Source organism: Vibrio sp. QJM3NY_15 (assembly GCF_057785995.1).
In genome coordinates this window covers 1354851-1380385 of sequence record NZ_CM173518.1, presented here as the reverse complement: position 1 = coordinate 1380385, position 25535 = coordinate 1354851, and the positions used below count along the sequence as shown (strand labels likewise).

Annotated in this window: 21 protein-coding genes; 12 read left to right on the top strand and 9 right to left on the bottom strand. The window is 44.6% G+C overall.

Annotated elements, in window-relative coordinates; translation table 11 throughout:
• The first annotated feature begins 74 nt into the window (after nucleotides 1-74).
• From AC3CKG_RS22430 to AC3CKG_RS22420, 3 genes are all read left to right on the top strand, one after another.
• Entirely contained in the window at nucleotides 75-347 is a 273-nt protein-coding gene (locus AC3CKG_RS22430) for a hypothetical protein (RefSeq protein ID WP_017109456.1), read from the top strand.
• 109 nt (nucleotides 348-456) lie between these two features.
• Nucleotides 457-2175 (top strand): aspartate-alanine antiporter, encoded by a 1719-nt coding sequence (gene aspT / locus AC3CKG_RS22425; RefSeq protein ID WP_488529397.1) that lies wholly within the window; start codon nucleotides 457-459, stop codon nucleotides 2173-2175.
• Nucleotides 2176-2347: 172 nt separating this feature from the next.
• Nucleotides 2348-3961 (top strand): bifunctional aspartate transaminase/aspartate 4-decarboxylase, encoded by a 1614-nt coding sequence (locus AC3CKG_RS22420; protein WP_102291313.1) that lies wholly within the window; start codon nucleotides 2348-2350, stop codon nucleotides 3959-3961.
• Nucleotides 3962-4049: 88 nt separating this feature from the next.
• Here AC3CKG_RS22420 and AC3CKG_RS22415 read toward each other — a convergent pair whose 3' ends face one another.
• From AC3CKG_RS22415 to AC3CKG_RS22385, 7 genes are all read right to left on the bottom strand, one after another.
• The gene (locus tag AC3CKG_RS22415) at nucleotides 4050-4739 is read right to left on the bottom strand and encodes a hypothetical protein (protein ID WP_017109453.1); all 690 of its coding nucleotides are present in this window, start codon (nucleotides 4737-4739) and stop codon (nucleotides 4050-4052) included.
• Entirely contained in the window at nucleotides 4739-5914 is a 1176-nt protein-coding gene (locus tag AC3CKG_RS22410) for an OmpP1/FadL family transporter (protein WP_076666636.1), read from the bottom strand. Before AC3CKG_RS22410 ends, AC3CKG_RS22415 begins: the two co-directional genes overlap by 1 nt.
• A 93-nt stretch (nucleotides 5915-6007) precedes the next feature.
• Nucleotides 6008-6820 carry a crotonase/enoyl-CoA hydratase family protein gene (locus tag AC3CKG_RS22405; protein WP_017109451.1) on the bottom strand — a complete coding sequence of 271 codons (813 nt, stop codon included), beginning with the start codon at nucleotides 6818-6820 and terminating at the stop codon, nucleotides 6008-6010.
• Between the two features lie 222 nt (nucleotides 6821-7042).
• Nucleotides 7043-9037, bottom strand: coding sequence for a Fe(3+)-hydroxamate ABC transporter permease FhuB (gene fhuB, locus AC3CKG_RS22400; protein WP_488529396.1), 1995 nt, complete (start codon nucleotides 9035-9037; stop codon nucleotides 7043-7045).
• Nucleotides 9038-9039: 2 nt separating this feature from the next.
• Nucleotides 9040-9990, bottom strand: a complete 951-nt coding sequence (locus tag AC3CKG_RS22395) for an iron-siderophore ABC transporter substrate-binding protein (RefSeq protein ID WP_488529395.1) — start codon at nucleotides 9988-9990, stop codon at nucleotides 9040-9042.
• A gap of 90 nt (nucleotides 9991-10080) precedes the next feature.
• Complete coding sequence (locus tag AC3CKG_RS22390) at nucleotides 10081-12228, bottom strand: TonB-dependent siderophore receptor (protein WP_102311828.1); 2148 nt, start codon at nucleotides 12226-12228, stop codon at nucleotides 10081-10083.
• Nucleotides 12229-12433: 205 nt separating this feature from the next.
• Nucleotides 12434-13342 carry an AraC family transcriptional regulator gene (locus AC3CKG_RS22385; RefSeq protein WP_488529394.1) on the bottom strand — a complete coding sequence of 303 codons (909 nt, stop codon included), beginning with the start codon at nucleotides 13340-13342 and terminating at the stop codon, nucleotides 12434-12436.
• A 219-nt stretch (nucleotides 13343-13561) separates the two neighbouring features.
• On the opposite strand from AC3CKG_RS22385, the gene AC3CKG_RS22380 reads away from it, so the two are divergent.
• Together AC3CKG_RS22380 and AC3CKG_RS22375 are read left to right on the top strand one after the other, a co-directional pair.
• Nucleotides 13562-14323, top strand: coding sequence for a siderophore ferric iron reductase (locus AC3CKG_RS22380; protein ID WP_488529393.1), 762 nt, complete (start codon nucleotides 13562-13564; stop codon nucleotides 14321-14323).
• A 76-nt stretch (nucleotides 14324-14399) separates the two neighbouring features.
• A complete protein-coding gene (locus tag AC3CKG_RS22375) occupies nucleotides 14400-15185 on the top strand; it encodes an ABC transporter ATP-binding protein (protein WP_488529392.1) in 786 nt (261 codons plus the stop codon).
• 116 nt (nucleotides 15186-15301) lie between these two features.
• On the opposite strand, the gene AC3CKG_RS22370 is transcribed toward AC3CKG_RS22375, so the two are convergent.
• A complete protein-coding gene (locus AC3CKG_RS22370; protein WP_488529391.1) occupies nucleotides 15302-16501 on the bottom strand; it encodes a multidrug effflux MFS transporter in 1200 nt (399 codons plus the stop codon).
• Nucleotides 16502-16798: 297 nt separating this feature from the next.
• Between AC3CKG_RS22370 and AC3CKG_RS22365 the strand changes: the two genes are divergently transcribed.
• From AC3CKG_RS22365 to AC3CKG_RS22350, 4 genes are all read left to right on the top strand, one after another.
• Entirely contained in the window at nucleotides 16799-17890 is a 1092-nt protein-coding gene (locus tag AC3CKG_RS22365) for a PQQ-dependent sugar dehydrogenase (protein ID WP_488529390.1), read from the top strand.
• A 494-nt stretch (nucleotides 17891-18384) separates the two neighbouring features.
• On the top strand, nucleotides 18385-18594 hold the full coding sequence (locus tag AC3CKG_RS22360) for a cold-shock protein (protein WP_010430417.1): 210 nt from the start codon (nucleotides 18385-18387) through the stop codon (nucleotides 18592-18594).
• A 117-nt stretch (nucleotides 18595-18711) separates the two neighbouring features.
• Nucleotides 18712-19251: a YaeQ family protein gene (locus AC3CKG_RS22355; RefSeq protein ID WP_102344171.1), complete on the top strand. Its 540-nt coding sequence runs from the start codon at nucleotides 18712-18714 to the stop codon at nucleotides 19249-19251.
• The gene (locus tag AC3CKG_RS22350; RefSeq protein WP_488529389.1) at nucleotides 19244-19825 is read left to right on the top strand and encodes a hypothetical protein; all 582 of its coding nucleotides are present in this window, start codon (nucleotides 19244-19246) and stop codon (nucleotides 19823-19825) included. The genes AC3CKG_RS22355 and AC3CKG_RS22350 overlap by 8 nt, the downstream gene beginning before the upstream one ends.
• Nucleotides 19826-20266: 441 nt before the next feature.
• On the opposite strand, the gene folE is transcribed toward AC3CKG_RS22350, so the two are convergent.
• On the bottom strand, nucleotides 20267-20920 hold the full coding sequence (gene folE / locus AC3CKG_RS22345; protein WP_004731548.1) for a GTP cyclohydrolase I FolE: 654 nt from the start codon (nucleotides 20918-20920) through the stop codon (nucleotides 20267-20269).
• 216 nt (nucleotides 20921-21136) lie between these two features.
• Between folE and moeA the strand changes: the two genes are divergently transcribed.
• The 3 genes from moeA to AC3CKG_RS22330 all read left to right on the top strand — a co-directional run bounded on the left by moeA (nucleotide 21137) and on the right by AC3CKG_RS22330 (nucleotide 25526).
• Complete coding sequence (moeA, locus tag AC3CKG_RS22340; RefSeq protein WP_280619548.1) at nucleotides 21137-22372, top strand: molybdopterin molybdotransferase MoeA; 1236 nt, start codon at nucleotides 21137-21139, stop codon at nucleotides 22370-22372.
• Nucleotides 22373-22384: 12 nt separating this feature from the next.
• Entirely contained in the window at nucleotides 22385-23134 is a 750-nt protein-coding gene (gene moeB / locus AC3CKG_RS22335) for a molybdopterin-synthase adenylyltransferase MoeB (protein ID WP_280619547.1), read from the top strand.
• A gap of 256 nt (nucleotides 23135-23390) precedes the next feature.
• Nucleotides 23391-25526 carry an LruC domain-containing protein gene (locus AC3CKG_RS22330; protein ID WP_488529388.1) on the top strand — a complete coding sequence of 712 codons (2136 nt, stop codon included), beginning with the start codon at nucleotides 23391-23393 and terminating at the stop codon, nucleotides 25524-25526.
• Nucleotides 25527-25535 lie beyond the last annotated feature (9 nt).

Here is a 25535-nt window from a genome sequence, read left to right as displayed (position 1 = left end):
ATTACCACGTGATTTATCTTAGCCACAAACAGATATAATCCTCCTCGTTCCTTAAACAACTAACCGAGATAAATATGTCTAATCAAGCACACCATACAAAAGTAGCGATTAAAGAAAAAATGAAACGTGTATATGGAGAAGATGTCGACCATAAACATAATAAAGACCATTTAGAATATAGAGAGCATCAACCATCTCATTCTGGTCACCCTCATGGCGGAGAACCTGAAGGTCACAAACATTTAGTTAATCATCATCCAGATGGTCACCACAATAAGCACCATAAAGATAAAACGCACGCACATAAGAAATCATCACGCTTACACCATAAAAAGCAAAGTTCTTAAGCACTATGATTGTCTAAGTGGCGTTAATAATGAAACGCCACTTTAAATAAAACATATCTAAAAATTGGAACGTCGAGTTATTAACATGATGTTCCATCAAGGGTTTACTATGTCATTTATAATTGAACAATTAAGAGACTATCCATTCATAGCTCTTTTTCTCTCATTAGGTCTTGGTTACCTAATTGGCAAAATCAAAATAGGTAAATTTGAACTTGGCGGTATTGCTGGTTCACTTCTGGTAGCCGTTGCACTTGGACAAATTGGTGGAATCGCAATTTCTAATGAAGTGAAAAGTATCTTCTTTGCTTTATTTATTTTTATGGTGGGTTACAACGGCGGTCCGCAGTTTTTCTCATCATTCCGCCTTTCATCGTTAACCCGTTTATTCGCATCCTTTGTGATGACGTTTATCGGATTAATCACGGTCGTTCTTCTCGCTAAATGGGCAGGGCTAGACAAAGGCTTAGCAGCTGGTCTGGCGGCTGGTGGCTTAACACAATCGGCGATCATTGGTACTGCGGGTAACGCGATTGACCAACTAAACCTGGCTCCAGATGTAACCTCAACGCTTAAAACAAACGTGGCTGTTGGTTACTCAATCACTTACATCTTCGGCTCACTGGGCCCAATTTTGATGATGTCTATTATCCCTATGGTTATGGGCTGGAACATCACCAAAGAAGCGAAAAAACTCGCTGAACAGATGGGCTCTGGCAGCAAGCAATTAAACGAAGGTGAGTTTACTGCTTTAAACCGAGTATCTTCACGCGCTTACCAAGTAACTGCGAACTCAATGTTTATTGGCAAAAGTGTGGTTGAACTAGAAGAAGCCTTCAATGCTGATCTCACCATCGAAGCGATCTATCGCATCAACGAAAATACCGATTCCACTTTAGATATTGCAAGCAACCCTATCTTAGCGGCAGGCGACAAAGTTTATCTAACGGGGTTAACTCAAGCCTTTCCCAAAGTGACGTCACTTGGTGTTGAACTGGGGGAATTCAGCGAAGAAAACAACGTAGTTCATACACAACAAAAAGTCGTACTCACCAATAAGAAATTGGCCGGTATTACTCTGCGTAGGCTTCACGACGAAACCAATGCACGTATTCGCCGCGGCGTTTATATCGCTCAACTGTCACGTATGGGACACGACATCTCAACACTGCCTGAAACAGAGTTGCACTTAGGTGACGAGATTACCCTTGTCGGTCAAAAAGAAGACCTGGCTAAAGTAGTCAAAAAAATCGGTTACAACAGCCCACTCGGGAGTGTAACTGACTTCGTAACCATGTCGTTCGGTATGGTTCTGGGTTACCTCATCGGCGAAATCGGCTTCACCATTGGTGGCTCTCATATCGCTCTGGGTTCAGGTTTAGGTTGTCTGGTTTCCGGTCTGCTTGTGGGTTATCTAAGAATGCGCACTCCACGCTTAGGCAGTATTAACCACGGCGCTGCTAATTTCATGCAGACATTTGGCCTAGCGGTATTTGTTGCGGTGGTTGGTATCAATGCAGGTGCTCCTGCGCTAACAGCCATCAAACAAAATGGCGTAACGCTGCTGTTACTTGGCGTGTTAGTGACCCTGATTCCTCAGATCCTAACGTTCCTATTCAACTACTACGTGTTGAAAATCAAAAACCCAGTTGAAGCCCTAGCGGTTGTAGCCGGTAGCCGCAGTGCAAACCCTGCATTCGCATCGCTACTAGAAAAAACACAAAACAGCACACCAGTGCCAAGTTTCACGATGACTTATGCGGTTGCCAATATCTTCCTCACCTTATGGGGTCCGATCATTATCAACCTAATTACCAAAATATCGTAATCAAAACCTGAACGCTGAATCAGACAATTGAACATTCAGATTATTAATCAATGACTTAATACAGTCGCTAGCCTATCAGGCTAACGACTCAGAGAAGTTACCTAACTTATATATTCAAAATAATTGGATATTAACAAATTTAATTTTTAAATTAACGAGAAGAGAAATTACTATGAAACGCACAGATGAAAAACGCCTAGAAACACTAAGCCCATTTGAAATCAAAAACACACTGATCGACCTTGCGCAAAACACACATGAAAAATCGATGATCAATGCTGGTCGTGGTAACCCAAACTGGGTTGCAACAGCACCACGTGAAGCCTTCTTCCAATTAGGTATGTTTGCACTTGAAGAGTCAAAATCGAACTTCTCCGGGTATGAAGGCTTTGGTGGTATGGGAATTCAACAAGATATTAGCCTGCGCTTTCTTCAGTTTTGTGAAAAACATGAAGATCAAGAAGGTGTTCAGTTCTTGATCGAAGCTTTCCAATTCATCACCGAGCAGTACCAAGTAGACGGTGATGCACTTATTGATGAATGGGTTGAAGGTATTCTAGGTAACAATTACCCAGTGCCTGATCGTATGCTCAAGTATTCAGAACTTATTGCTCGTAAATACATCGAGCAAGAAATGGCAGGCTCTCAACCGCTACCTGCTGGCAAATTTGACTTGTTTGCAGTTGAAGGTGGTACCGCAGCAATGGTCTACATCTTCAATACATTGAAGAGCAACCGCTTATTAAACAAAGGCGACACGATTGCGATTGGCGCACCAATTTTCACGCCTTACATCGAGATGCCAGAGCTTGAAGATTATTCACTAAACAAAGTGGAAATCATGGCAACAGAAGAATCAGCGTGGCAGATCCCTGATTCTGAATTAGAGAAATTAAACGATCCAAGCGTGAAAGCGTTCTTCTTGGTGAACCCTAGTAACCCAGCATCGGTAAGACTAAGTGACGAGACACTCTTCAAGATCGCAGAAATTGCTAACCGTCGTCCTGAGCTCATCTTACTGACTGATGATGTTTATGGCACCTTTGCAGATAACTTCACTTCATTAGCGATGCTTGCTCCGAAGAACACAATTCTTGTGTACTCGTACTCTAAGTATTTTGGTGCAACAGGTTGGCGTTTAGGCGTAATTGGCGTTCACGAAGACAATAACTTCGACCGTATGATTGCAGACCTCCCGGAGCAAACCAGAGACACATTAACAGCACGATACCAAGGCATTTCCCTTGAACCGAGTAAGATTAAATTTATTGACCGTTTGGTGGCAGACAGCCGTGCTGTTGCACTGAACCATACTGCTGGCCTTTCAACACCTCAGCAAATCCAAATGGCGATGTTCTCGTTGTTGTCATTGATGCAAGGTGGTGAAGAATACAAGCGCTTGGCTAAGCAGATTGTACGTCGTCGATACAATACTTTGATGCAGAAAAACCTAGCAACGCCAACCATTGCTGAAGGCGATAAAACAGGTGCGTTTTATTATGTAGAGATTGACCTGAAAGAAATCGCTCAAACAATTCACAGCGAGGGCTTCTTCTCTTGGTTAGAAGAAACCTACGAACCGCTAGACTTCTTGGTTCGTCTTGCAGAAGAGCATGGTGTAATTGTAATGCCAGGGGCAGGTTTTGATGCACCAACTTGGTCGCTACGAGTCTCTCTTGCGAACCTCGAAGAAGCGCAATACTCAAACATCACAGATGCGATGAATACGGTAATGCAAAGCTACGTTGCACGTTACGAAGCACTGTGTTCTCAAGCAGCTAAGTAATAAAAGAGCAGTCGCTGAAAAGCAACTAACACAAAAATTAATAAAGGCCTCATGTTCAAATATTACGAACATGGGGCCTTAAATTTAGCTAGTTAAATTCGTAAGTATACGATGCACCGACACTGTTATTTTCACCGAAATCGTCCTCAGCAAAAATAGTGAAGAAGTTGAATGATTGAGCATCACTCAATTTGTAGCTTGCGCCGACGCCAGCCCAATAGCCGGAGTAATCATCAGACCCCATTGAACCGCCACCGAAGCCCATGATAGACCATTCATCCGTAATCGTTTTTAAACCAAACGCACCAATGTAGCCACCGTGTGTTGAACTCGGCATCAATACATAGTCAGAGCCAACGTTATCATCATCGAACACCGCCACTTCACCATCGTTATAGCTGTAGCCAGCCATCGGGAAGATTTGCCATCCGAACGGCTCAATATCAAAATAACTCAACGGAACAAATGTCCCGATACTGTAGTTATTCTTATAAGCATCGTTGTCGTATTCAGAGCGGCTAAAGTTGAAATTGACGATACCCAACGGTAATAACCATGAACCACCCACTCGCCACTCTTCGCCGTCCGCGTTGACACGAGCATTGATCATTCGAGCTTCATCAAGCCCGATAGAGCCTGAGAACTTAAGCTCTTCGTTATAAGCAACGCCGGCTTTGGTCACGATTTTAGTCGGGTCATCTGGATGCTTTTCTTCAGCAAAAGCACCAGTTGAACCTAGTGTTACCGCAGCAACAATGAATAGATTATGTTTTGTCATTAGAAAGTCGCGCTAACGCCAACGAAGTGGATACGGCCATCGAAAGAGCCATCAACCATTAAACGATCCATTTCAACCGAACCCAAATCCGCGTATTCGTAGAACACATCAATTAAAATATCATCCCAATACGTTGAAGCGCCTACCGAATAGCGATACTGTTCGCCTACAGGGAGGTCAACCCACTGCATTGACGGGTCGTCCTGTGGCGATGTTTCGTAAGAGAAGCCCGCTTTTAGACGCCAGTCTGAGTTAAGTTGGTAGTCAGCACCCAAAGCAAACTTCCACACATCATCCCAATCACGCTTAATTGGAATTCCGCCTACAGGGTTACCACCAACTGATGCACCAAAGTCTAATACTGTCTCGTCCCACGCGCTCCAACGGTGGAACTGAATGCTCGTCAATAGGTCAAGCTGTTGGTTCAAAGCGTAGCTAGCACTGACATCGACAATCTCAGGTAACGCAATATCTGTAGATAAAGAACGATTACTACCAGGTAAGGAGCCTTTTAACTCATTGTTAAACTCATGCTCTAGTTTCGAGCGGTAACTTGCGCCTAATTTGAGCTTGTCTGTTGGTGTGTACATTACACCTAGGTTATAGCCGTAGGCCCAATCAGTGTCTTGTTTTGCCGTGAATGCCGACGTTGTTTGTTGAAACGCAGCCCAACTGAATTGAACACCTGCGCCTACTGACCACTGGTCATTCAGCTTATAACTGAGTGATGGGTTCACTTGCATTGCAGTTAGAGTAATATCTTCTAGAAGTGCAGCACCCGCCCATTCACTACCGTAATCTAGGCTTGAGCCACCGACAGCGCCAAGCGCAATGCCAAGGTGCAGTTTGTCTGTTACTTGATGTGCATGAAACGCACCAAATGAAGGAAGCACTGAGTGCCCTTTACCATCACCGCTAGAATCTTGGTTGTCTTGATATTGCATCTCAAGATCAAACGCCATGGTATTGATGGTCGTTTTGCTTTCGCCCATATGAGACATGGTGGCAGGGTTCGTCCACATTGCAGCAGCAGAGCGAGTATAAACACCGTCCCCGGCGCCGGTAGTACCAGCATTGGCGACGACAGCTTCTTGTAAAAATAGACCACTTGCGAAAGCATTTAAACTTGTAAAAATTGCGGTGGCAGCTAGCGAGTAAGTAAAAGTTTTGTTCATCAGATTGCTCATTTAGCCTTAGACATTAAATTGCTCTAAGGTTACCGCAAAGCCCCATAAGCAAATGGAATATCCGTTATTCCTGTACAAACGCTATTTGAACTTTCTCGCGACGTATGGACGTGGTTTGTCGCGGTTGATTTCACGTTGAGCAGCGATTGCTCTATTCTTGCCTAACCCCACCTTTATCTGATACCAGGTCTCATAAAACACGGCCATGCCAGGGCTTGACCACCAAGTCTTGTTGTAGAGTTTCTTATTAGCAGCGACAACATCTGGCGACCGATTCGCACACTCAAGCGCTAACGCATAAGCTTCAGCGTAAGGGTCTTCGGAAATCTTGGTTACCAGCCCATAATCTTTTGCTGTTTCACTGTCGATCACCTTGGCCGTCATTGCCATTTCTAACGTATGATCCTTACGCATCAGTTCACGAAATGCGATGGCGCCTCCCATGTCTGGAATCAACCCCCACTTCGCTTCTAAAATAGAGAAATTTGCGTCTGGGCTAGCAATTCTAAAATCACCACCGCTGACGAGTTGAAGCCCACCTCCCCAACAGCGTCCGTGAATCGCAAAAATAACGGGACACGGAATATCTCGCCAACCAAGAGAGAAATGTTGAGCAGCGTTTGGCAGTGTCGGTAACCATTTAAACAAAAGCTTCATCGCGCCAGATTTACTGGTCAACAGAGACTTAATATCGAGCCCTGAACAAAAATCAGCCCCATTACCTTTCACTATCACCGCGCGAATTTCGGTGTTCTTTTTTAGGTTCCTAATCATGTCATTGACGCCCTGAAACATCGCCATATCAATGGCGTTCAGTTTGTCAGGGCGATTTAATGCCACGGTCGCGATTTGGTTTTCATCAATGGAGCAAGTAATGCGAGAGAGATCGGTCATGTGGGCTACTCAATTAAGTGGTCAGACCTTTAGGTTATACATTTTATTAACATATGCCAAACTTGCACATTAAGAAGCGAGAGCTGTGTTGTTCATTTTATCGTCTACACGATCTCGGCACTCCACTCACTTCCAACGCCGAAAGCAAAAAAGCAGTGGTAGATCGTTCTACCACTGCCTTAATATTCTGCTTAACATTTCATTAAATAGGTAACACTGTCTCTACGACCTTCGAGACTTTAACAGCAAGAATATGAAGTAACTGCCACCAATAATGGAAACTAACGTCCCTGCTGCAAGCTGCGCTGGGAACACCACCACTTGCCCTAGCCAATCGGCAAATAGCATCAATGCTGCACCAATCAAAAACGACAAGATGATCTGCTCTCGAACCAAACGAGCCCCCACCATTGCAGCGATATGCGGACCTAACAAGCCGACAAACGCGACAGGCCCCATGGTGGTTGTCACGACCGAACATAAGATCGCAACAATACACAACAGTGCCACATAGGCGATATTGATATTCAGCCCTCTGGCACTCGCGAACTGACGTCCAGTAGCAATTAAGGTCACCCAACGGCTCAGTAACAGAGCAACACCAATACAAGCCGTTACCACGACAGCCATTATAGTGGCTGACTCAGGCTCCACACGGTAAGTAGAGCCGGCTAACCAAGCCAATAATGTGTATTTCCCCTCACCCACTCGCGTTAAAGAGAATTGCACCAAAGCTTCCAAAACTGCGGTTAATGAAATACCTGTGAGAATCAAGATCGAAGGTGCAAACTGATGCTTCTTGCCAAGGAGTAGCAATAAACACAGTGCAATCGCACTACCTAAGAAAGCAATCCAAGGGCTCAATGAGTGAATCGAATATCCCATAAACAAGCTGCTGAAAATCAAAGCTAGAACCGCACCCGCCGACACACCAAGAATGTCAGGGCTTGCGAGCGGGTTATAGACCAATCTTTGTAAAATCACCCCAGCCACCGCCAAACCGCCACCAGCGAATATCGCCGTTAACATTCTCGGCCAACGAATAGACCATTCAAATGCGTCTGGGATAACAAAGTAGCCCATATCAGAAGAAGGCTGTGACAATGTACTCAACGCCAACAACCCGAAGATCATCGAGCCCAACAAGAAGTAAGCCAAAGATGAAATAGACTTCGGACCTTTAGGCATTGAGAAAAACAACTGATCTTGAGCAGACATTTGCTTTCTCGCAATAATGATCAACGCAGGAGCACCAATCACCGCAGTTGCCGTCCCTGTTGGAATCATATCCAAAGACCATTGCGCCAAGAAGATCGCCAAGCTGTCGGTGACACAGAGTAATAGCGCACCTAATACACAGCTTGCGATGAGTTCAGGTTTGGCCTTTAGAAAACCTAGATGCCTTGCGATATTAGGGGCAATCAAGCCGATAAAGCTGATCACGCCTACCGAGGTAATAGATACTGAAGCCAACCAGACTCCCACCGCCATCAACACAAAGAAGGTCGCACCGATATTAAGGCCACGCGCCGCAGCCCCTTCAGTCCCGATCGAGAGCAAAGTCAGGACTCTTGGCGCCAATAAGAATATGACAAAAATCGGCAGCAGCTTAGGCATCAGCCAAAGTACTTGTTCCCAGCCATTTTGCCCGAGGTCACCCGCTCCCCACACAAACAGATTTTGTGCGTACTGATCGTTGAGCAGAATAATCGCCGTCGCAAATGCCCCTAGCAACAAGTTGACCGCCATACCCGCCAATACAATTGGCAAGCCGCTCATGTTTTTGATTCCAACAATCGAAACAATCAGCCCCATCGCAAGCAGCGCACCAACTAGAGCAAACCAAACTGAATACTGAGCGACCAACATCGGCGCGATCACATTCAGAATAACCAGACCAAGCCATGCACCTGACGATGTACCTAAGGTTAGCGGCGACATCATGCGATTCTGCGTCAGTTGTTGAAACAAGCTACCGATGGTGCCAAGTGTTCCACCAACCAAAATCGCCATCACCAAACGAGGTAAGTTGACATAAATTAACGCCATCAGCTCGAATGATTCATCGACCATTGAGTTGAATGTCGCGCTGTCACTGATCTGTGAGACTTGTTGAAGCAACTCACCAATAGGGCCAAATTCCGACTGCCCTAACCATAAATGAACAAGGGCAGCACAAAACAACGCAACCCCCATCATAAAACTACTGGATTTCATTACTACTCCGCTAGCGTCAGCAGCGATTGCGCCATAGCTTCAGCGTTATACAAAATCGACATGGCACCGCCGTAACTCCAACTTGCCGCTACTGGGCTAGATTGACCATTACGAACGAAAGGCATGCTCTTCCAAACCGGAGAACGGTCTAACTTGTCTGGATATGGGAAAGGTTCAAAGTAAAGCGCAATGCCACCCTTGACGTTCTTAAGCTCGGTCATACGCTTTTGACTGATGCCCCACTGACTCGCAGGAAGATCCATCGCATTTTCAAAACCTAACTGTTCAAGAGCATATTGCGGAATCGAGTTATCGCCGTAGATAAACACAGAAGTTGTACTCGCAAAACGGAAAGAGGTGACTTTCGGCTTGTCGCCCGGATACGCTTTATCTAGTTCAGCTTTTAGAACAGCGATACGTTCATCCATCGCAGCCAGTTTATTGTTCGCTTGCTCTTCTTTGCCAAGCAATTGACCTATCTTTTTGAAGTTCTCGATAGCAGCCGCTGCATTGCTGTGTTGTTCACTGTACGTTTGGTAGTAAAGTACGGGCGCAATTTCAGAAAGTCGCTCCTGAAGATCTTTCTGAGGAGAAGCGATAAGAATCACATCAGGGTTTAGCTTCTTCAAAGCAGAAAAATTAGGCTCAGTTCGAGTGCCAATATCCGCCACACCTTCTGGAATGGCAGGTTGAACAACCCAATCGGTATAACCTGCAATATCGGGCACTGCGACTGGTGTAACGCCGAGTTCAATCACTTGTTCAGCAATATCCCAGTTCAGCGCCGCGACTCTAATCGGTTGGGTTTCAAGGGTTTTAACACCCTCGCTATCTTCGACTTGATAATCCGCCATTACATTAAACGATAACGTACTCGCTAAGATGGATAACGCGAGTTTTGTATTCAAGTTCTTTGCTTTAGAAAAATGGGAAGCTATTGGTTTTAAGCTCATATCTTTGCCTACTCAATCTAAATTCTATATTTCTTCAAACGACAAAAGCAGCCTTAACTAGGCTGCTTTAAATTGGATACACTAACTTAGTTAGAACTCATAGTTCACGCTTAGCTCTACAGACTGCTCAGCACCGAACCAACAGTTCGATTGGTCGTAACAGGTGTAGTACTCTTCATTAAACAGGTTGTTAACCATCAAGTTAGCCGTTGCACCAGATAGTGTGTCGCTCGCCTCACCTAAGTCGTAACCCAGGGATAAATCGACAACCGTATAAGACGGTACTTTGCCTTGAGTATTTGTCGCATCCATTTCCATCTCACCCATGTAACGAGCGCCAGCACTCCAACGCGTACCTGCTAAAGCACCACCGTACACATAGTAATTACTCCACAAATTCGCAGCGTGTGTCGGTACGTATATTGGTGTCGTTCCTTCAAGATCAGGGTTTGCATCTTCCGTTACTTCCATATCGACGTATGTATAGCTCGCGTTCACATCCCAATCTTCCGTTACAAACCATCGGCCTTCGACTTCCACACCTTGAGAACGTACTTCACCTAACTGAATCTTAGAGCGATATGTCGGATCTGATGGATCTGCTGCAATTGAGTCTTTCTTAGTTATATGGAAGTAAGAAGCCGTAACTTGTTGCGACATATCTGGAGACAGGTATTTGATACCCAACTCGACCTGTTCACCTAGCTGAGGTTTTAAAGAGTTACCATTAATATCAGTACCTGCCGCCGGCTCAAAGCTCGTCGCGTAGCTTACAAACGGAGAAATACCATTATCTAACTCATACAAGGCACCTACACGATAAGAGAACTGGTTATGATCGGCTTCTTCTTTTCCATCATAAGTTGGATAAGAGCTATTTTTATCATCGCTTGCCTTGAACATGTCGTAACGACCACCAGCCAGCAGAACCAGTGCGTCGTAGCGAACTTGGTCTTGGAAATATAATCCTAGCTGCTCGGTCGTAATGTCGTGAGATTCTCGGTAGTTCTCTTGAAGCTGGCTTTTATCTAAAAGGTCATTGTTCGGATTGTAAGCATCAAACCCATAGAAGCCCGCATTCGCAGTGAATTCTTTGTACAGAGAATCACCTGTTAGCTTTAGGTAGTCGACACCGAATAGTAAATTGTGCTCTAAGCCACTAATTTCGACGCGGCCTGAAACTTGGTTATCGATAACAAAGCTCTGTGAATCCTCATCTGTACTGTAAGCATTTCGGATTAAACTGCCTGTGGCAGGATTGAAATTAGTCGCGGTGTGGTAAGTATTCTCCTGATACAGAGACGCATCGGTATAACGAGCGTTCTGAAGGAAAGTCCAATTATCGTTGATTTGATGATTGATCTTATAGCCTAACATCAAGACTTCACGTTCAAAGGTACTCCAGTTCTTGTCGCCCATGGACACAGATGGATCACTTGCCTTCAGCACTTCAAGCGGCATTGCAGAGTTAGTACCCATCGACGGATCATTCTGATAGTAAAGATTGAAGTTAATAAGTGTTCTATCAGAGACCTGCCAATCTAACGATGGAGCAATCACATAACGCTCTTCTTCTGCGTTATCGACTTGGCTGTCTTGTTTACGAGCGAGAGCAACTAAACGATATGAAAAATCACTGTCGCCAAGCTGACCTGAAGTATCAATTGAGGCTTCCATTAGATTTCGTGAACCTGTAGATACACCAACTTTTGTAGACCCGTCTTCTTGTGGTGCCTTCGCGATCATATTGACCATACCACCCGGTGGCATCGATCCATACAACACAGACGTAGGGCCTTTAAACACCTCTACTTGCTGAATCGCTATAGGGTCTATCTGAGGTTGCAGGTTCCAACCAGTTAGGAACGGAAGCACCAAACCATCGTAGTAACTTTGGTTATTGCTAAAGCCACGAATAGAGAACGTATCGTACATTGTTACGGATGCGCCCTTCTGCTCGGTAACAACACCCGGCGCGTATCTAAGCGCTTGGTTGAGGGACTTCACACCTCGTTGCTCTAACTGTTCTTCATCAATAACCGTAATACCTTGAGGCGTCTCTTCTGGTTCAAGTGCCGACTTAGTCGCTGTATTACGATAGGCTTTACCCATAATAGTAACAGTCTCGATATTCGAGTCTGCCGCTGTAACGGTTTCTTCCGCCAACGCTTGCGCTGAAAATGCAGTGAGCAACGCTACTGCCAATGATGAATACTTAAAACGAGTGTGAGTGGTCATGATTCCCTCGGTACCAATGCTTAATATAAATAATAATAAATCTCATTTGCATTGTATGTATCTAGAGATGGGATAATTAACAATTTGGTGCAAATTAAAAAAGAACTTGGCCTAATTTTAATGAAAATCGGCCAATTGCTGATTAAAAACACAATTGACCTTATTCAGTGGGAGGTTTACAGAAAGAGGTTTCGTGGGGATATGATTACGATTTAATAATAGGAACCCAGTACTCCATTTCAGCATCTGATGCATGGGCTTGATAGCCAAATGGGTACACTTCGAGTTCAAAGCCATCGACACCACGATAACCAGAACTCGGCAGCCAGTTAAGCACAAACCAGCTCAAGGTATGTCGCAAGTTTTCAATCGGCCCACAATGCTTAACCACAGCATAAGTTTGCTTAGGGATGGTCAGCACCTTCAATTTATCAGAGATAATGCTTGGTAATTGCGGGATGGAAATTCCGTCGTGAAGCTCAACACCAGCCCAATAGTGGATGTTGGTGCCATCGAAACAAGACTGAGTAAGATCAACGACGCCAATAAACTGAAGCACATTATCATTTGGAATCGTAACTTCCTGTTCCAAGCGAGACCAAAGTTGAGGGACTTTCTCTGCAAAATCTTGTGTTAGTGAAAACAAGCCGCTGATTTCTGATGTCATGCCTTTAACAAGAAACGACTCTTTTTCGTCAATGCGAACCTCAACAAAACTCAGAGCGCCTTTCTCTTCTGTACTCACGGTTTCAGATACTTGTATCGGCTTTCTTAGCCCAACTCTTTTGCCCGCTTTTCTATATTGGCTTGGGCTTGCCCCAAACATCTGCTTAAAGGAACGACTAAAACTGATTTCTGAGTTGAATCCCAGCCCGAGTGCAACATCAATGACACGCTCTCTTCCATCAAGTAGCTCTTCGGCAGCCTGACTCAGCTTTAGCTCTCTCACATAGTTAGCCACAGTAAGCCCGGTTTCAGCTTGAAACACTCTTTGCAGTTGCCAGCGAGACCAACAGCTTTGTTTCGCAATATCTTCTAGCGATAATGTCGAGCTTAAGTTCGCATGGATATAAGCCAGAACGCGGCTGATACGATCAAATGCTGGTGTGTTCATATTCAAGCTTTCATATTCTCTATAGTCAGTAGCAAAAGATTAGGTTCACCAATAGTTTTATCATTTAAAAAGGCTTTTATCACTTAAAAATGTACAGCCTGCCCACACTTTATAAATCTCAAAAACGTCAAAAGCACCGAGTAGATGCTCCATTTTGTATGGTTATCCTCGATTATGTCCGTTATGATAACGCAACTGATTCTCATTTATTGATTTAAGATGCTTCCCCAACTGCACAATATTATCACTCGTCGGAAAGCCCCGTCTCTACATCAGAAAATCTTCGCTTACTCAAAAGAAGTTACCCCGTATTTAAGCGGAAGCTTTGGGGCACTTAATAGCAAAAGCATTGCGGTAACAAATGAGAATAGCCATAAAGAACTCAAACGAGTTTACGATGGGCTTGCGCAAAGCCACCCTGAAGCAGGCAAAGCGTATTGGTTAACGCGTACGTGGGATCTCGTGTGCTGGCAGCCTATCTATGTGACTTTCATTTCTATCTATGGGCTTCATTCGCTACCCGATATCAAGAACATCGGTCAGTTTAGATACAAAGAGTTCATTACTGGCTATCGCTTTTTTAATGGTGATCATCAGCATGGTTCGCCTGAAGAGCTTATCCCACAGGCTGGAGAAGCCATTCTTACATTGACTGAATTTTATCGCAGTCAGATAAGTGAATGGACACGTATTCGCCCAGGATTTACCAATCATTTATTGGCCGATCTATTGTTAGGCAGTTTGATAAAACTTCAGCAGCACGAGCCAAGCCTGACTAATGATTATATCACTGGGCAAGCTAAGCTTTGGTTAGAAGCATGCCAATTGCCTGAAAGTCATTTAGACAGCCTTAAGGTCGATATCCATTCAGGAATGCTAAAACTGATCAGAGTCAGTTGCTGCCTCGTTTATAAGTGCGATTCAAGAAAGTATTGCGACGATTGTCCTAGGCACCCTGACAACAAAAAAACGGCCAAATAACAACCACTATTTTAAAGACCAGTACGACAAATTTGCTTTCATTAAGCATCGCTATTGGTCTCGATACAGGACCGACATGTTCCAGCTTTCAAACATCAACATCGTTCGAGACAACCGAACCATTCTCTCAGTTGACGATCTCACTATTCCGACCGATGAACTGACCGTAGTTCTTGGTCATAACGGTTCTGGCAAATCCACGCTCGTTAACTTGCTATCAGGACAAATGTCACCGGATCACGGCATCGTTGAGTTCGAGGGGTCTTCTCTTTCTTCACTCAAAAGCAAAGACTTAGCAAAAAAAATTGCCTATTTACCGCAAAAGCTTCCCGCTTCTGCAGGTTTAACCGTAGAAGAGTTGGTTCGCTTAGGGCGTTTTCCTTGGAGAGGCGCATTAGGCCGTTGGAACTCTGAGGATAAGTCGATCATTCAACAGGCAATGGAAAGAACTGGTGTCGCCGAGTTTTCACAGGCATTAGCGGATGATTTATCAGGTGGTGAACGTCAACGCGCGTGGGTCTCTATGTTGCTGGCACAACAGTCACCAGTATTGATTCTCGACGAACCAACATCGGCACTCGATGTTCATCACCAGTTTCAACTTATGGGTCTGCTATCTGAGCTCAACAAAAAGGAAAATGTTGGGGTGATCGTTATCTTGCACGATTTGAACCTAGCGTTGCGTTACGCGACACACATTGTTGCGCTAAAAAAAGGGAAGATCGCATTTGAAGGCAGTGCCGACAAGTTGCTCGACGAACAAGCGCTATCCGCTTTGTACGAGTCACCTATCCGACTGATCGATCATCCAGTTCCAGCAAGCACAGCCGCAAGTGAGAAAGTTGCAGTGGTCTGCGAATAGCTCAGGCTTTCATTCCAAGTCCCATACCCAACATCCAACATCCAACATCCAACATCCAACATCCAACAAAAAAAAGCCATTGAAGTCGTAGAACTTCAATGGCCTTATTAGAATATCTACTCGCAATTAAGCTGAGACTCTCTCGCTTCTTGGCTACTAAAACCTCGTAAAATATTAAACAGTGTAATCAGTGTGAACACCATGATCACGATCGATAGGTGCCATGCTTCCCCTAGCCCTAACTGAACCAACCCCATACTCACCATTGAGGACACAACCATTTGACCTCCGCCAGACATCGCAGCCGCCGCGCCTGCGTTCTTCTTATAAGGCAACATCACTAACGCCTGAGCACAAGGTAGCGCAATACCATTACCAAGGATCATCAAGAACTGGCCAATCATTAGGTACAAAGGTTCAAGTGGACAGAAGAAAAGCCACAAGGCTGCAGCAACGTGCAATACAGGCGTGCATAAGAGAGTTTTCTTGTTACCCAACATAGGACGAATACGGTTACACAGACTTGTACCACCAAGCATCCCTAATGCGGGAATGACCGCCCACATTGCGTATTCGTCTGACGTCATACCAATCTGATTTTGCATGATAAACGGCATCACTGACACTGTGGTGATCATCAAGCTAAAGTTAAGCCAGCCAATACTCGCAAAGCTCATAAAATAGCGAGAGGTTAACAACTCTTTGTATTGCGATATCATTTTCTTTAGCGAAGGAATAGCGGAGATCTGAGTGACGGTTTCCTTAAACTTGAATGCCAGCACCACCCAAGCTAATGAGACATAGCCAAGTAGCGATATGAACACCATGCTCCAGCCAAAATGGAAGTTAATAAAGCCGCCGATTACGGGCGCAATCAAAGGTGTAATAGACGCGACCATCGCAATGTAGGACATCGCTAAAGGCAAGTCTGCTCCGCTGAATCTATCTCGTGTTGAAGCGCGAGCAAGTACAGCGCAACAGCCAGTCCCTAAACCTTGAAGAAAACGCCCCATTACCATGCTAGTAAATGAATGGCTAAAGAAGATGATCATCAACAGCCCAAGCATGGCAATCAACAAACCGGTTAGCAGTACTTTTTTACGTCCTAGCGCGTCTGAAACTGGACCATAAATAAACTGAGATGGACCAAAACCTAACAAATAGACACTCACTAAGAGCTGAGCTTGCTCTAGCGAGACATCGAAGTCTTTCGCGATCCAAGGTAAAGAAGGAAACACCAACCCCATACTGAGTTGGCCGATACTGATGACCAAACACGCAAGTAGGATCGATTTAAAGTCAAATCGACGACTCATGATGTAAAGTATCCAATAGAACCGCTGTTCTGAGATCGAGTGGTTTGAGAATAGATAGCTTGAATATCTACCTGACAACGTAAAGACAGAGAAAATAACGAAAAGGTTGCAGGGTTAGTATTCATTGTGCTCCGAAAAATCGAATAGAGGATGGCAGGGTAAACATACGTGAGCTTGTATAATCATACAATACTCGCTCAACTAAATATGTGAATAGTCACTTTTCATTTATCTTAACTATCCACTTACCAGCCACAGGCTAAACTAATACAACGTCATGACAATCAAGGGACTTCAATGAACACTCATCATCGTATTCTTTCCTGTGCTTTGGCACTCATCGTTTCAGGTCCAATGGCTTCAACTTCAGTATTTGCATGGCAGGCAGAGAAGATCACTGACGGCCTCGAGATTCCATGGGGGCTCGCTTATGTCGATGACGGTTCTATGCTTCTCACAGAAAAAGCAGGCGTGATTAAACACGTTGATTTAAAGACAGGTGAGCAAAGCACACTGTTCAGGCTTCCCAATGTTTGGGCGAAAGGCCAAGGTGGTCTATTAGATATCGCGCTTTCCCCTTTTGAACTTGGGAAATTCTATGTCACTTACAGTAAAGAGGTCGATGGTGAAGGCGTAACAACCCTCGCTTCTGCCAGTTACTCAAACGGTGAAGTGTCTAACTGGCAAGATGTGTTTGTGTCTAAATCTAGAACGGATACAGGCCGTCACTTTGGCAGCCGCATAACCTTTGATGATAACCATCTGTATTTTTCAATCGGTGATCGTGGTGACAGAGACAACGGCCAAGACACCATGACTCACGCTGGCTCAATATTACGATTGAATAGCGATGGAAGTACACCTAGTGACAACCCATTCACCGATAACGACAAGGTTCTCAATGAGATTTGGAGCTTTGGCCATCGCAATCCACAAGGTCTTTATTACGAATCCCCGACTCAAAAGCTTTGGTCGATTGAACACGGTCCTCGCGGTGGTGATGAAATTAACCTAATAAAAGCAGGTGCAAACTATGGGTGGCCAGTGACCTCACACGGTAAAGAGTATTGGGGCCCTATCAGCGTTGGCGAATCGGAAACCAAAGATGGTATTGAAGCGCCTAAGAAAGTCTATGTTCCTTCAATCGCTCCGGGCAGTTTAATCGTCTACCAAGGTGACAAATACCCTGAATTGCAAGGCAAGCTGTTGGCAGGCGCACTTAAACTTACCCACATCAATATTGTGACGGTCAACGAACAAGGTGAGGCAATCAAAGAAGAACGTATTCTAGAGGACTTAGGTGAAAGAATAAGAGACATCGAAACCTCACCCGATGGCGACATTTTCTTCAGCACTGACAATGGCAATCTATATCGCCTGAAGAAATAACACGGTACGCAATCACACCGCAATTGTAAGGTATGGTTGCATCAGTTGATTTACCATTTAGTAGGACTCCAATCTAGCGAAACGTCTGCCGAACTCACGGTTTGGAAACCTAGCGTTGGTGGTGGTTATTTCAAAGGCCTCGACTTAGTGGTTACACGTATAAAACCAGTGTAGTTACTCCAAATTTGTCATCAATTTCACCCACGTTTTTCACAAAAACGACAACAAATCACCATACTACTGTAACTCCATGATATTTAAGGAATGCAAAGTTTGACTGCCCCCAAGTTTCTGCAACCTTTCGTTATGGATTCGATTGACTATCCCCTGATTTGATTTAGACTTCATCTCGGCTAGAAAGAAAGTTCTTTGTATATAAACATTTCGTTGGATTACTAGTAACCCCGTTGTGTTGTACGCAATAGCAATAAACTTTTCCACGCTATCAGTGCCACAATTGGCTCACTATAAAAATTAAATTTTAGGATATCATCATGTCTAACACAGTTACTGGTACAGTAAAATGGTTCAACGAAACTAAAGGCTTCGGCTTCATTCAACAAGAAAACGGTCCAGACGTATTCGCACACTTCTCTGCAATCACAGGCGACGGTTTCAAAACTCTTGCTGAAGGCCAAAAAGTTGAGTTCGTAGTATCTCAAGGTCAAAAAGGCCCACAAGCTGACAGCATCAAAGTACTTTAATTTAGTATTTTAAAGCTTTCTAAAAATAGCCAGCCTCTGCTGGCTATTTTTTTACCCGCTATTCAGAGATTTAAGGTAATATTCCCCCTCACTATTTCTACCTAAGACACCCCCTCAATGGCTCTTAAACCGACAATCTACAAGTTTCGTATCTCTCTAACCGATATGAATCGTGACTATTACGACTCTTTTAATCTAACGGTTGCACAACACCCTTCTGAAACAGAACAGCGTATGATGGCTCGAATCATGGCTTTCTGTATCAATGCATCACCTGAACTTGAGTTCACTAAAGGGTTGTCTAGCATTGAAGAACCCGATTTATGGCAGAAGTCGTTAGATGACCAAATCCTAGAATGGATTGATGTGGGCGAACCTGATCCAGAGCGCGTGAAAAAAGCGACTCGCTTATCTAAGTCTGTACGCGTATTCAGTTTCAACACCAAGTCGAACGTGTGGTGGGAACAAAACAAAGGCAAGTTCGGTTATCTGAAAGCTCAAATTGTCCGTCTGGATAATGCTGGTATCGAACAGCTCTCTGAAATGACACAGCGCACTATGGATCTTTCTGTAATGCTATCGGGTAACTCTGCTTTCGTTAACAGCGACACACAATCTGCAGAAGTCACTTGGGAAGAGCTACAGAGTAATGACTGAGATCCAAACTCAGACTGAATCTCAGCGCCAAACTAAGCTCGAAACTTGTTTGCAGCTCGCTGGTCTCGATTCAGTGAAAGCACTGACGACTGGCTATGAAAAAGAGCTAAAGTCATTTACTGACGAAAACCATGCTCTTTTCAAACACGCGAGTGAGAATAAGCCTGACAACTCAGAGCGACAAACCTTACTTGGGCTGTTAACAAAAGTGCATATCGATGTGAGCTACCGCTTTGAAAGTAATAAAGAAGCCAGCGAGGCGATGCAAAGCGTTTTCGATAGTACGGTAGGCAGTGAACACGGCGACAAATTTCAGAACTCCAATGCTCAGCAATTGAAGTTAGTGACGCATTTATGGTTGTTCATTCAAGGACGACTAGGAATGGATTACAGCCTAGCCAATGATCATGCTGCTGCGACCGCAACATTACTGTCTCGCCTTTTGAGAAGTACTGATGACGAGATTCGAGTCGAGTTCATGGGCAGCTTTTATGATGGCTTGAACCTCTATCAAGCCGAGAACAAACCATCAGGCTTTGTTCATCGTTTTAAGCGTTTGTTTAATCTAACTTAAGCACTCCCACCAACGACTGACTCTAAGTACGCTCTATATTTTTATAGAGCGTACTTATTCTGCTTAGCCGCCAGAGATTCCCTATTACGCTCGTTCCTCACTTTAGGGAATGACGAAAGTTAACGAGTCTCTCATTCTGCAAGATCAGCAGCGTTTGCCTCTAAAAGGCTGTCGATAGAATACACACTGAACCCTCACACGCCGTCATCCCCGAGAAGGAGGAACGACTGAGTCGGGAATCTCATACCAAGTCAGAAAGCACACAGACAAATAGATTCCCTACTCGCTCATTCTTCACGCTAGGGAATGACGACATTCGCAGCCATTTCAGTTAACTTCATTACAAGCACAAAAAAGCCCCGCAGAAAGCGAGGCTTAGAATATTTTCAACGAACTTCAATTTACAGAGGCTAAATTGCGTTCTTCCAATATTGCAGCGAATTAACGCAGGCCGTGTAAGAATTCGTGGCGCGTTGCTGGGTTTGATCTAAAAATACCACCCAGTGCTGTTGTTGTCGTTTCACTAGTAGCATCCATAACACCACGCGATTTCACGCAGTAGTGAACAGCATCCATAGTTACAGCAACGTCATCGGTTTCTAATAGCGTTTGTAATGCAACAAGAATTTGCTGCGTCATGCGTTCTTGAACTTGAGGACGTTGAGCAAAGAAACGAACGATTCGGTTGATCTTCGAAAGACCAATTATTTTACCTTGCGGAATGTAAGCCACTGCGGTTTTACCATCAATGGTTACTAAATGGTGCTCGCATGTGCTGGTTACGGTAATGTCTTTTACTCGTACCATCTCACGAACACCCATCTTGTTTTCGATCACGGTGATTTTAGGAAAATTGGCGTAATCCAAACCAGAGAAAATCTCATCCACATACATTTTCGCAATGCGTTGTGGTGTTTCTTCCAGACTGTCATCTGCAAGATCAAGTTCAAGGAGAGTTAGAATCTCACGCATATGGTGTTCGATTCGTTCCTTTTTCTCTTCTCGGCTAACCTGATTAGGACGCATTGGTGTCTCTAATCCGCGGCTTGCTAGCGCATCTTTAACCAACTTCGCTGATTCGCTAAGACCTGACATTGAACTTCCTCTTTTATTGCCCCTTCTGGATGGCAAACAAGGATACTCGTAATTTTGAATAAATACACCCATATTTTAAGGGAGGTCATTATTTACGGGGGTTAAACTATGCTAAAGTGGCTGCAATTTCGTTGGTAAATAGTATTAATTCGATCATTATTGAATCACTGCTGCCAACCACCAAATCAAAATAATAACGACCAAAGGATTTCAATTATGGGCTGTTGCGACGCTCCCGGCTTAATGCCAATTGAAGAAGCACTAGATAAGCTGCTATCACCAATCAAACCAATCCAAACGACTTTATCTCTGCCTCTTGCTGAAGCATTAGGTTATGTCCTTGCTGAAGATATTCTTTCCCCTATTTTCGTACCTCCTTTTGATAACTCAGCAATGGATGGCTATGCACTGCGCTTAGCAGACCTAGAGAACGGTAAAGTACTACCATTGGCAGGCAAATCTTTTGCAGGCCAACCGTTCGAAGGTGAATGGCCAAGCAATACCTGTATTCGCATTATGACTGGCGCAAAGATCCCTGAAGGTTGTGACGCCGTTATCATGCAAGAAAATACGGTCGAAACTGACGCTGGTATTGAGATTCAACAAGACGACATCAAGCTGAACAATAACATTCGTCCTACCGGTGATGACATCAAACAAGGTGATCTCGTTCTTAGCCGCGGTGAACGTTTAACACCTCGTGACATTCCAATGATTGCTTCGCTGGGTGTGAGCCACGTTACAGTACTCCACAAGCCTAAAGTCGCGTTCTTCTCTACTGGCGATGAACTAAAACCATTAGGCCAGCCTCTTGAAGACGGTCAGATCTACGACAGCAACCGCTACGGCATTAAACCGCTGATTGAAGCGTTTGGTTGTGAAGCTATCGACCTAGGTATCATCCCAGATTGCCCTGCAACGCTTAAAGAGACGTTCGAGAAAGCACAGCAAATAGCAGACGTGGTTGTGACTTCTGGCGGCGTAAGTGTTGGCGAAGCGGATTACACTAAAGACATTCTTGAAGAACTGGGGCAAATCGGTTTTTGGAAACTTGCAATCAAACCCGGTAAACCGTTCGCATTTGGTGAGTTGGATAACGCGTGGTTCTGTGGCCTACCGGGTAACCCAGTATCAGCGATGATGACGATGTACGTACTGGTTCAACCTATGCTGGCTAAGCTTGCGGGTCATACCGCGTGGACAGCACCAGAATCTATTCCTGCTATCACCAAGTCTGCATTCAAAAAAGGCCCAGGTCGTACTGATTACCAACGTGGCATCTACTCGATTGAAAACGGTCAGTTTGTCGTAGAAACAACAGGTAACCAAAGCTCTGGCGCTTTCCGCTCAATGAGTTTAGCAAACTGCTTTGTGGTACTAGAGCGCGAACGCGGCCGTGTTGAAGTCGGTGAAACGGTTCAGATCCAACTGTTTAACTCAACGCTTTACTAACGAGGCTTACTGATGGAAATACTGTCTGACGTAGAAATGCTTCGCTACAACCGCCAAATCATCCTTAAGCAGTTTGATTTTGAAGGCCAAGAAGCGCTAAAGAAGAGCTCAATCTTAGTATTAGGGATTGGAGGCTTAGGTTGTGCCTCTGCTCAATACCTTGCGACTGCGGGCATTGGTAAGCTAACACTGATCGACGATGATATTGTCGAGCTTTCAAACTTACAACGACAAGTTCTTCACACCGATGCTGATATTGGCAAGAAGAAGGTGGATTCGGCAGCTGAGTCGCTGCAGGTATTGAACCCTCATCTGACGATTGAAACCGTCGACCACAGGCTTGATGATCAAGCGCTTGCAAAGTTAATTGAAGCGCACTCGTTAGTTCTTGATGCCAGTGACAATGTTGAAACGCGCAATCAATTGAACCGCTTATGTTACGCATCGAAAACACCATTAGTCTCTGGTGCTGCGATTCGCATGGAAGGTCAGATTAGCGTATTCACTTATCAAGACGCCGACGCGCCGTGTTATCAGTGCTTGAGTGCTCTATTCGGAAATGCGGCCCTAAGTTGTGTTGAAGCGGGTGTAATGGCACCTGTTATTGGCATGGTAGGCGCGGCGCAAGCTCTAGAAGCGATTAAGGTGATTGCTAAATTCGGGCAACCAAAGCAAGGTAAGCTTTTGATTCTCGATGCCATGTCGCACAGCTGGCGTGAGATGAATTTGATGAAGATGCCTAATTGCTCGGTGTGTGGATAGACTAAATCCTATCCCCCTCTAATCGACAACCTAAGCCTTGACTAAAAGTCAGGGCTTTTTTAGATCTCAACGTCAGTTCCTCAAAGCGCTTTATCAATTTGAAATACTCTATGAGAGATTAGTTTCATTTGAGTTCTCATTTTGAGAATACAATAAAAAACCCAAAAAAATAAAATATAAAAGTTAAAAATCAACGAGTTAAAATTGGCACGTAACTTGTAAAAGTATCTACACCTTCCATCACAAGGATGTAGATATGAGAATTACAACGTTAAGTTTGCTATTAAGTGCGCCATTGGTCGCCAACGCAGCGCCATTCGATACCTGCCCGAGTAAGGCATACCTCTTTCAATCCACCCCAGTGCAAGTTTGGGGCGTTAACCTAGTGACGGGCTCAACCACCCTGTTAGAAGACGATACAGGCATGAATGCCAACATCAATAGTGTCGGTTTCGATTTTCAAGACAGATATATTTATGGCTATGACACCACAAACAAACGCTTAGTGCGTCTTGGCCAAGACTTCCAAGCAGAAGTCATCAACACAAGTGGCTTACCAACCGATCACACCTTTTATGTAGGCGATGTCTACGACCATGTTTACTACCTATACCGCACAGGTAAAGGACTGTTCACCGTTGACCTATCGCCTTTAGATACTGATCCAAATGCGACTGTTACCGTTAACAAAATTGTAGGCAGCCCAGCAACCGTAAAATTGACTGATTTCGCCTTTCATCCAAGTGATGGCTCTTTATATGGTATCGATAATAACTCTGGTGGCTTATACAGCTTCAACCCTACAACTGGTGCCGAAACCTACATCGGAGACACCGGCGAGTTAGGTACGTTCGGCGCTGGCTATTTTGATGTCAACGGCTACTACTACGTATCTCGAAACCAAGACGGTAAAATTTACCGTATCAATCTGTCTCCAGACAACGCTGCCAATATCGCGGCAGGTATTGTTCCAGCCGTTGAATTTGTTTCGAATGGTCCAGCTTCTGGACAAAACGATGGTGCTCGTTGTGCTAATGCACCTGTTGTTGATGAAGACTCAAACATCGACTTCGGTGATGCTCCAGACAGCTACCTAACCTTACTGGCGAGCAATGGCCCTCGACATGAACTTGATGGCATCACATGGTTAGGTACAACGCCTCCAGATGCGGATTTAGATGGTTATGTCACACCTCAATCAGATGAAACTGTCGGGGTGGATGATGAATGGGCAAACGGTGGTATCGGTTTTGTTACCGCACTTGAAGCCGGACTTGATTCAAAAGTGGTGATTGAAGCTTCAACAACCGGTTACCTTTCGGCGTGGATAGACTGGAACCAAGATGGCAGCTTCGATGGTGCTAACGAACAAGTATTTACCGACTACCAACTGGATGCTGGTGAAAACGATCTGTTCCTAAATGTCGATATCAACGCACTAACGGGGACTACTTGGGCTCGCTTCAGATTCAGCCAACAAACCAACCTGAGCTACTTTGGTGGTTCTACATCTGGTGAGGTAGTTGATATTCAAGTTGATGTTCTTAACGACGGCGCTACAGCCCGTTACTTCCCAAGTGCTTCTGGTTACGCAACCTTGGCGTATGAAGATAACTGGCCTTATAAAGCCGACTACGACATGAATGATGCCGTGATTATGTATCGCATCACAGAAATCCTAAAAGACGGAAAAGTGGTTAAATCCACCATCGACGGTCGCCTAGCTGCTGTTGGTGCAACCTATAGAAATGGTTTCGCCGTTCGTTTACCAAACCTTGCTCCAAACTCGGTAGACAGCGGTAATTCTTACATGAAACACAATGGTGTATTTACTGACTTAGACATGGAGGAAGGACGTAGTGAGGCGATATTTGTTGCCGCCGAGGACTTAACTTCGAAAATAAACACGTCATGTACTTTTTACCGAACCAGTAACTCATGTAAAGAAAGCGAGCAATTCTCTTTCCAAATCGGTATCAGCTTGTCTGACTCAGGTATCAGTACCGACACATGGACAGACATGCCTTACGACCCGTTCATCTTTGCAACAGCGGGTTACTATCACGGTGAAAATCTACCTCTGCACCCAGGGCGCAGTTGGGAAGTTCACTTGCCAGACCAAGCACCAACAGAAGCCTTTGATACTGCGAATCTCTTTGAGGCTGGATTAGGTGTCGATGACAGTAATCCATCAACAGGTAAATATTTCAAAACAGCAGAGAACCACCCTTGGGCACTGATCATTACGTCAACCGATGAATGGGAATGGCCGCTAGAGTATGTGGATATTGTTACCGCTTACCCTGAGTTCAAACAATACGCAGAGTCCGGTGGTGACACGAACCAGACATGGCACCAATCACCAGCAGACAATCAACGCTACGAACCTTAAGGAGAGACG

Bases quoted from the DNA above. Each gene is read 5' to 3' on its own strand.
- AC3CKG_RS22370 (WP_488529391.1), bottom strand. From the start codon at position 16,501: ATGAGTCGTCGATTTGACTTTAAATCGATCCTACTTGCGTGTTTGGTC.
- AC3CKG_RS22415 (WP_017109453.1), bottom strand. From the start codon at position 4,739: ATGACAAAACATAATCTATTCATTGTTGCTGCGGTAACACTAGGTTCA.
- AC3CKG_RS22330 (WP_488529388.1), top strand. From the start codon at position 23,391: ATGAGAATTACAACGTTAAGTTTGCTATTAAGTGCGCCATTGGTCGCC.
- AC3CKG_RS22385 (WP_488529394.1), bottom strand. From the start codon at position 13,342: ATGAACACACCAGCATTTGATCGTATCAGCCGCGTTCTGGCTTATATC.
- AC3CKG_RS22380 (WP_488529393.1), top strand. From the start codon at position 13,562: ATGCTTCCCCAACTGCACAATATTATCACTCGTCGGAAAGCCCCGTCT.
- AC3CKG_RS22365 (WP_488529390.1), top strand. From the start codon at position 16,799: ATGAACACTCATCATCGTATTCTTTCCTGTGCTTTGGCACTCATCGTT.
- moeB (WP_280619547.1), top strand. From the start codon at position 22,385: ATGGAAATACTGTCTGACGTAGAAATGCTTCGCTACAACCGCCAAATC.
- AC3CKG_RS22390 (WP_102311828.1), bottom strand. From the start codon at position 12,228: ATGACCACTCACACTCGTTTTAAGTATTCATCATTGGCAGTAGCGTTG.
- AC3CKG_RS22350 (WP_488529389.1), top strand. From the start codon at position 19,244: ATGACTGAGATCCAAACTCAGACTGAATCTCAGCGCCAAACTAAGCTC.
- AC3CKG_RS22420 (WP_102291313.1), top strand. From the start codon at position 2,348: ATGAAACGCACAGATGAAAAACGCCTAGAAACACTAAGCCCATTTGAA.
- AC3CKG_RS22360 (WP_010430417.1), top strand. From the start codon at position 18,385: ATGTCTAACACAGTTACTGGTACAGTAAAATGGTTCAACGAAACTAAA.
- aspT (WP_488529397.1), top strand. From the start codon at position 457: ATGTCATTTATAATTGAACAATTAAGAGACTATCCATTCATAGCTCTT.
- AC3CKG_RS22375 (WP_488529392.1), top strand. From the start codon at position 14,400: ATGTTCCAGCTTTCAAACATCAACATCGTTCGAGACAACCGAACCATT.
- folE (WP_004731548.1), bottom strand. From the start codon at position 20,920: ATGTCAGGTCTTAGCGAATCAGCGAAGTTGGTTAAAGATGCGCTAGCA.
- AC3CKG_RS22410 (WP_076666636.1), bottom strand. From the start codon at position 5,914: ATGAACAAAACTTTTACTTACTCGCTAGCTGCCACCGCAATTTTTACA.
- AC3CKG_RS22395 (WP_488529395.1), bottom strand. From the start codon at position 9,990: ATGAGCTTAAAACCAATAGCTTCCCATTTTTCTAAAGCAAAGAACTTG.
- AC3CKG_RS22355 (WP_102344171.1), top strand. From the start codon at position 18,712: ATGGCTCTTAAACCGACAATCTACAAGTTTCGTATCTCTCTAACCGAT.
- AC3CKG_RS22430 (WP_017109456.1), top strand. From the start codon at position 75: ATGTCTAATCAAGCACACCATACAAAAGTAGCGATTAAAGAAAAAATG.
- fhuB (WP_488529396.1), bottom strand. From the start codon at position 9,037: ATGAAATCCAGTAGTTTTATGATGGGGGTTGCGTTGTTTTGTGCTGCC.
- AC3CKG_RS22405 (WP_017109451.1), bottom strand. From the start codon at position 6,820: ATGACCGATCTCTCTCGCATTACTTGCTCCATTGATGAAAACCAAATC.
- moeA (WP_280619548.1), top strand. From the start codon at position 21,137: ATGGGCTGTTGCGACGCTCCCGGCTTAATGCCAATTGAAGAAGCACTA.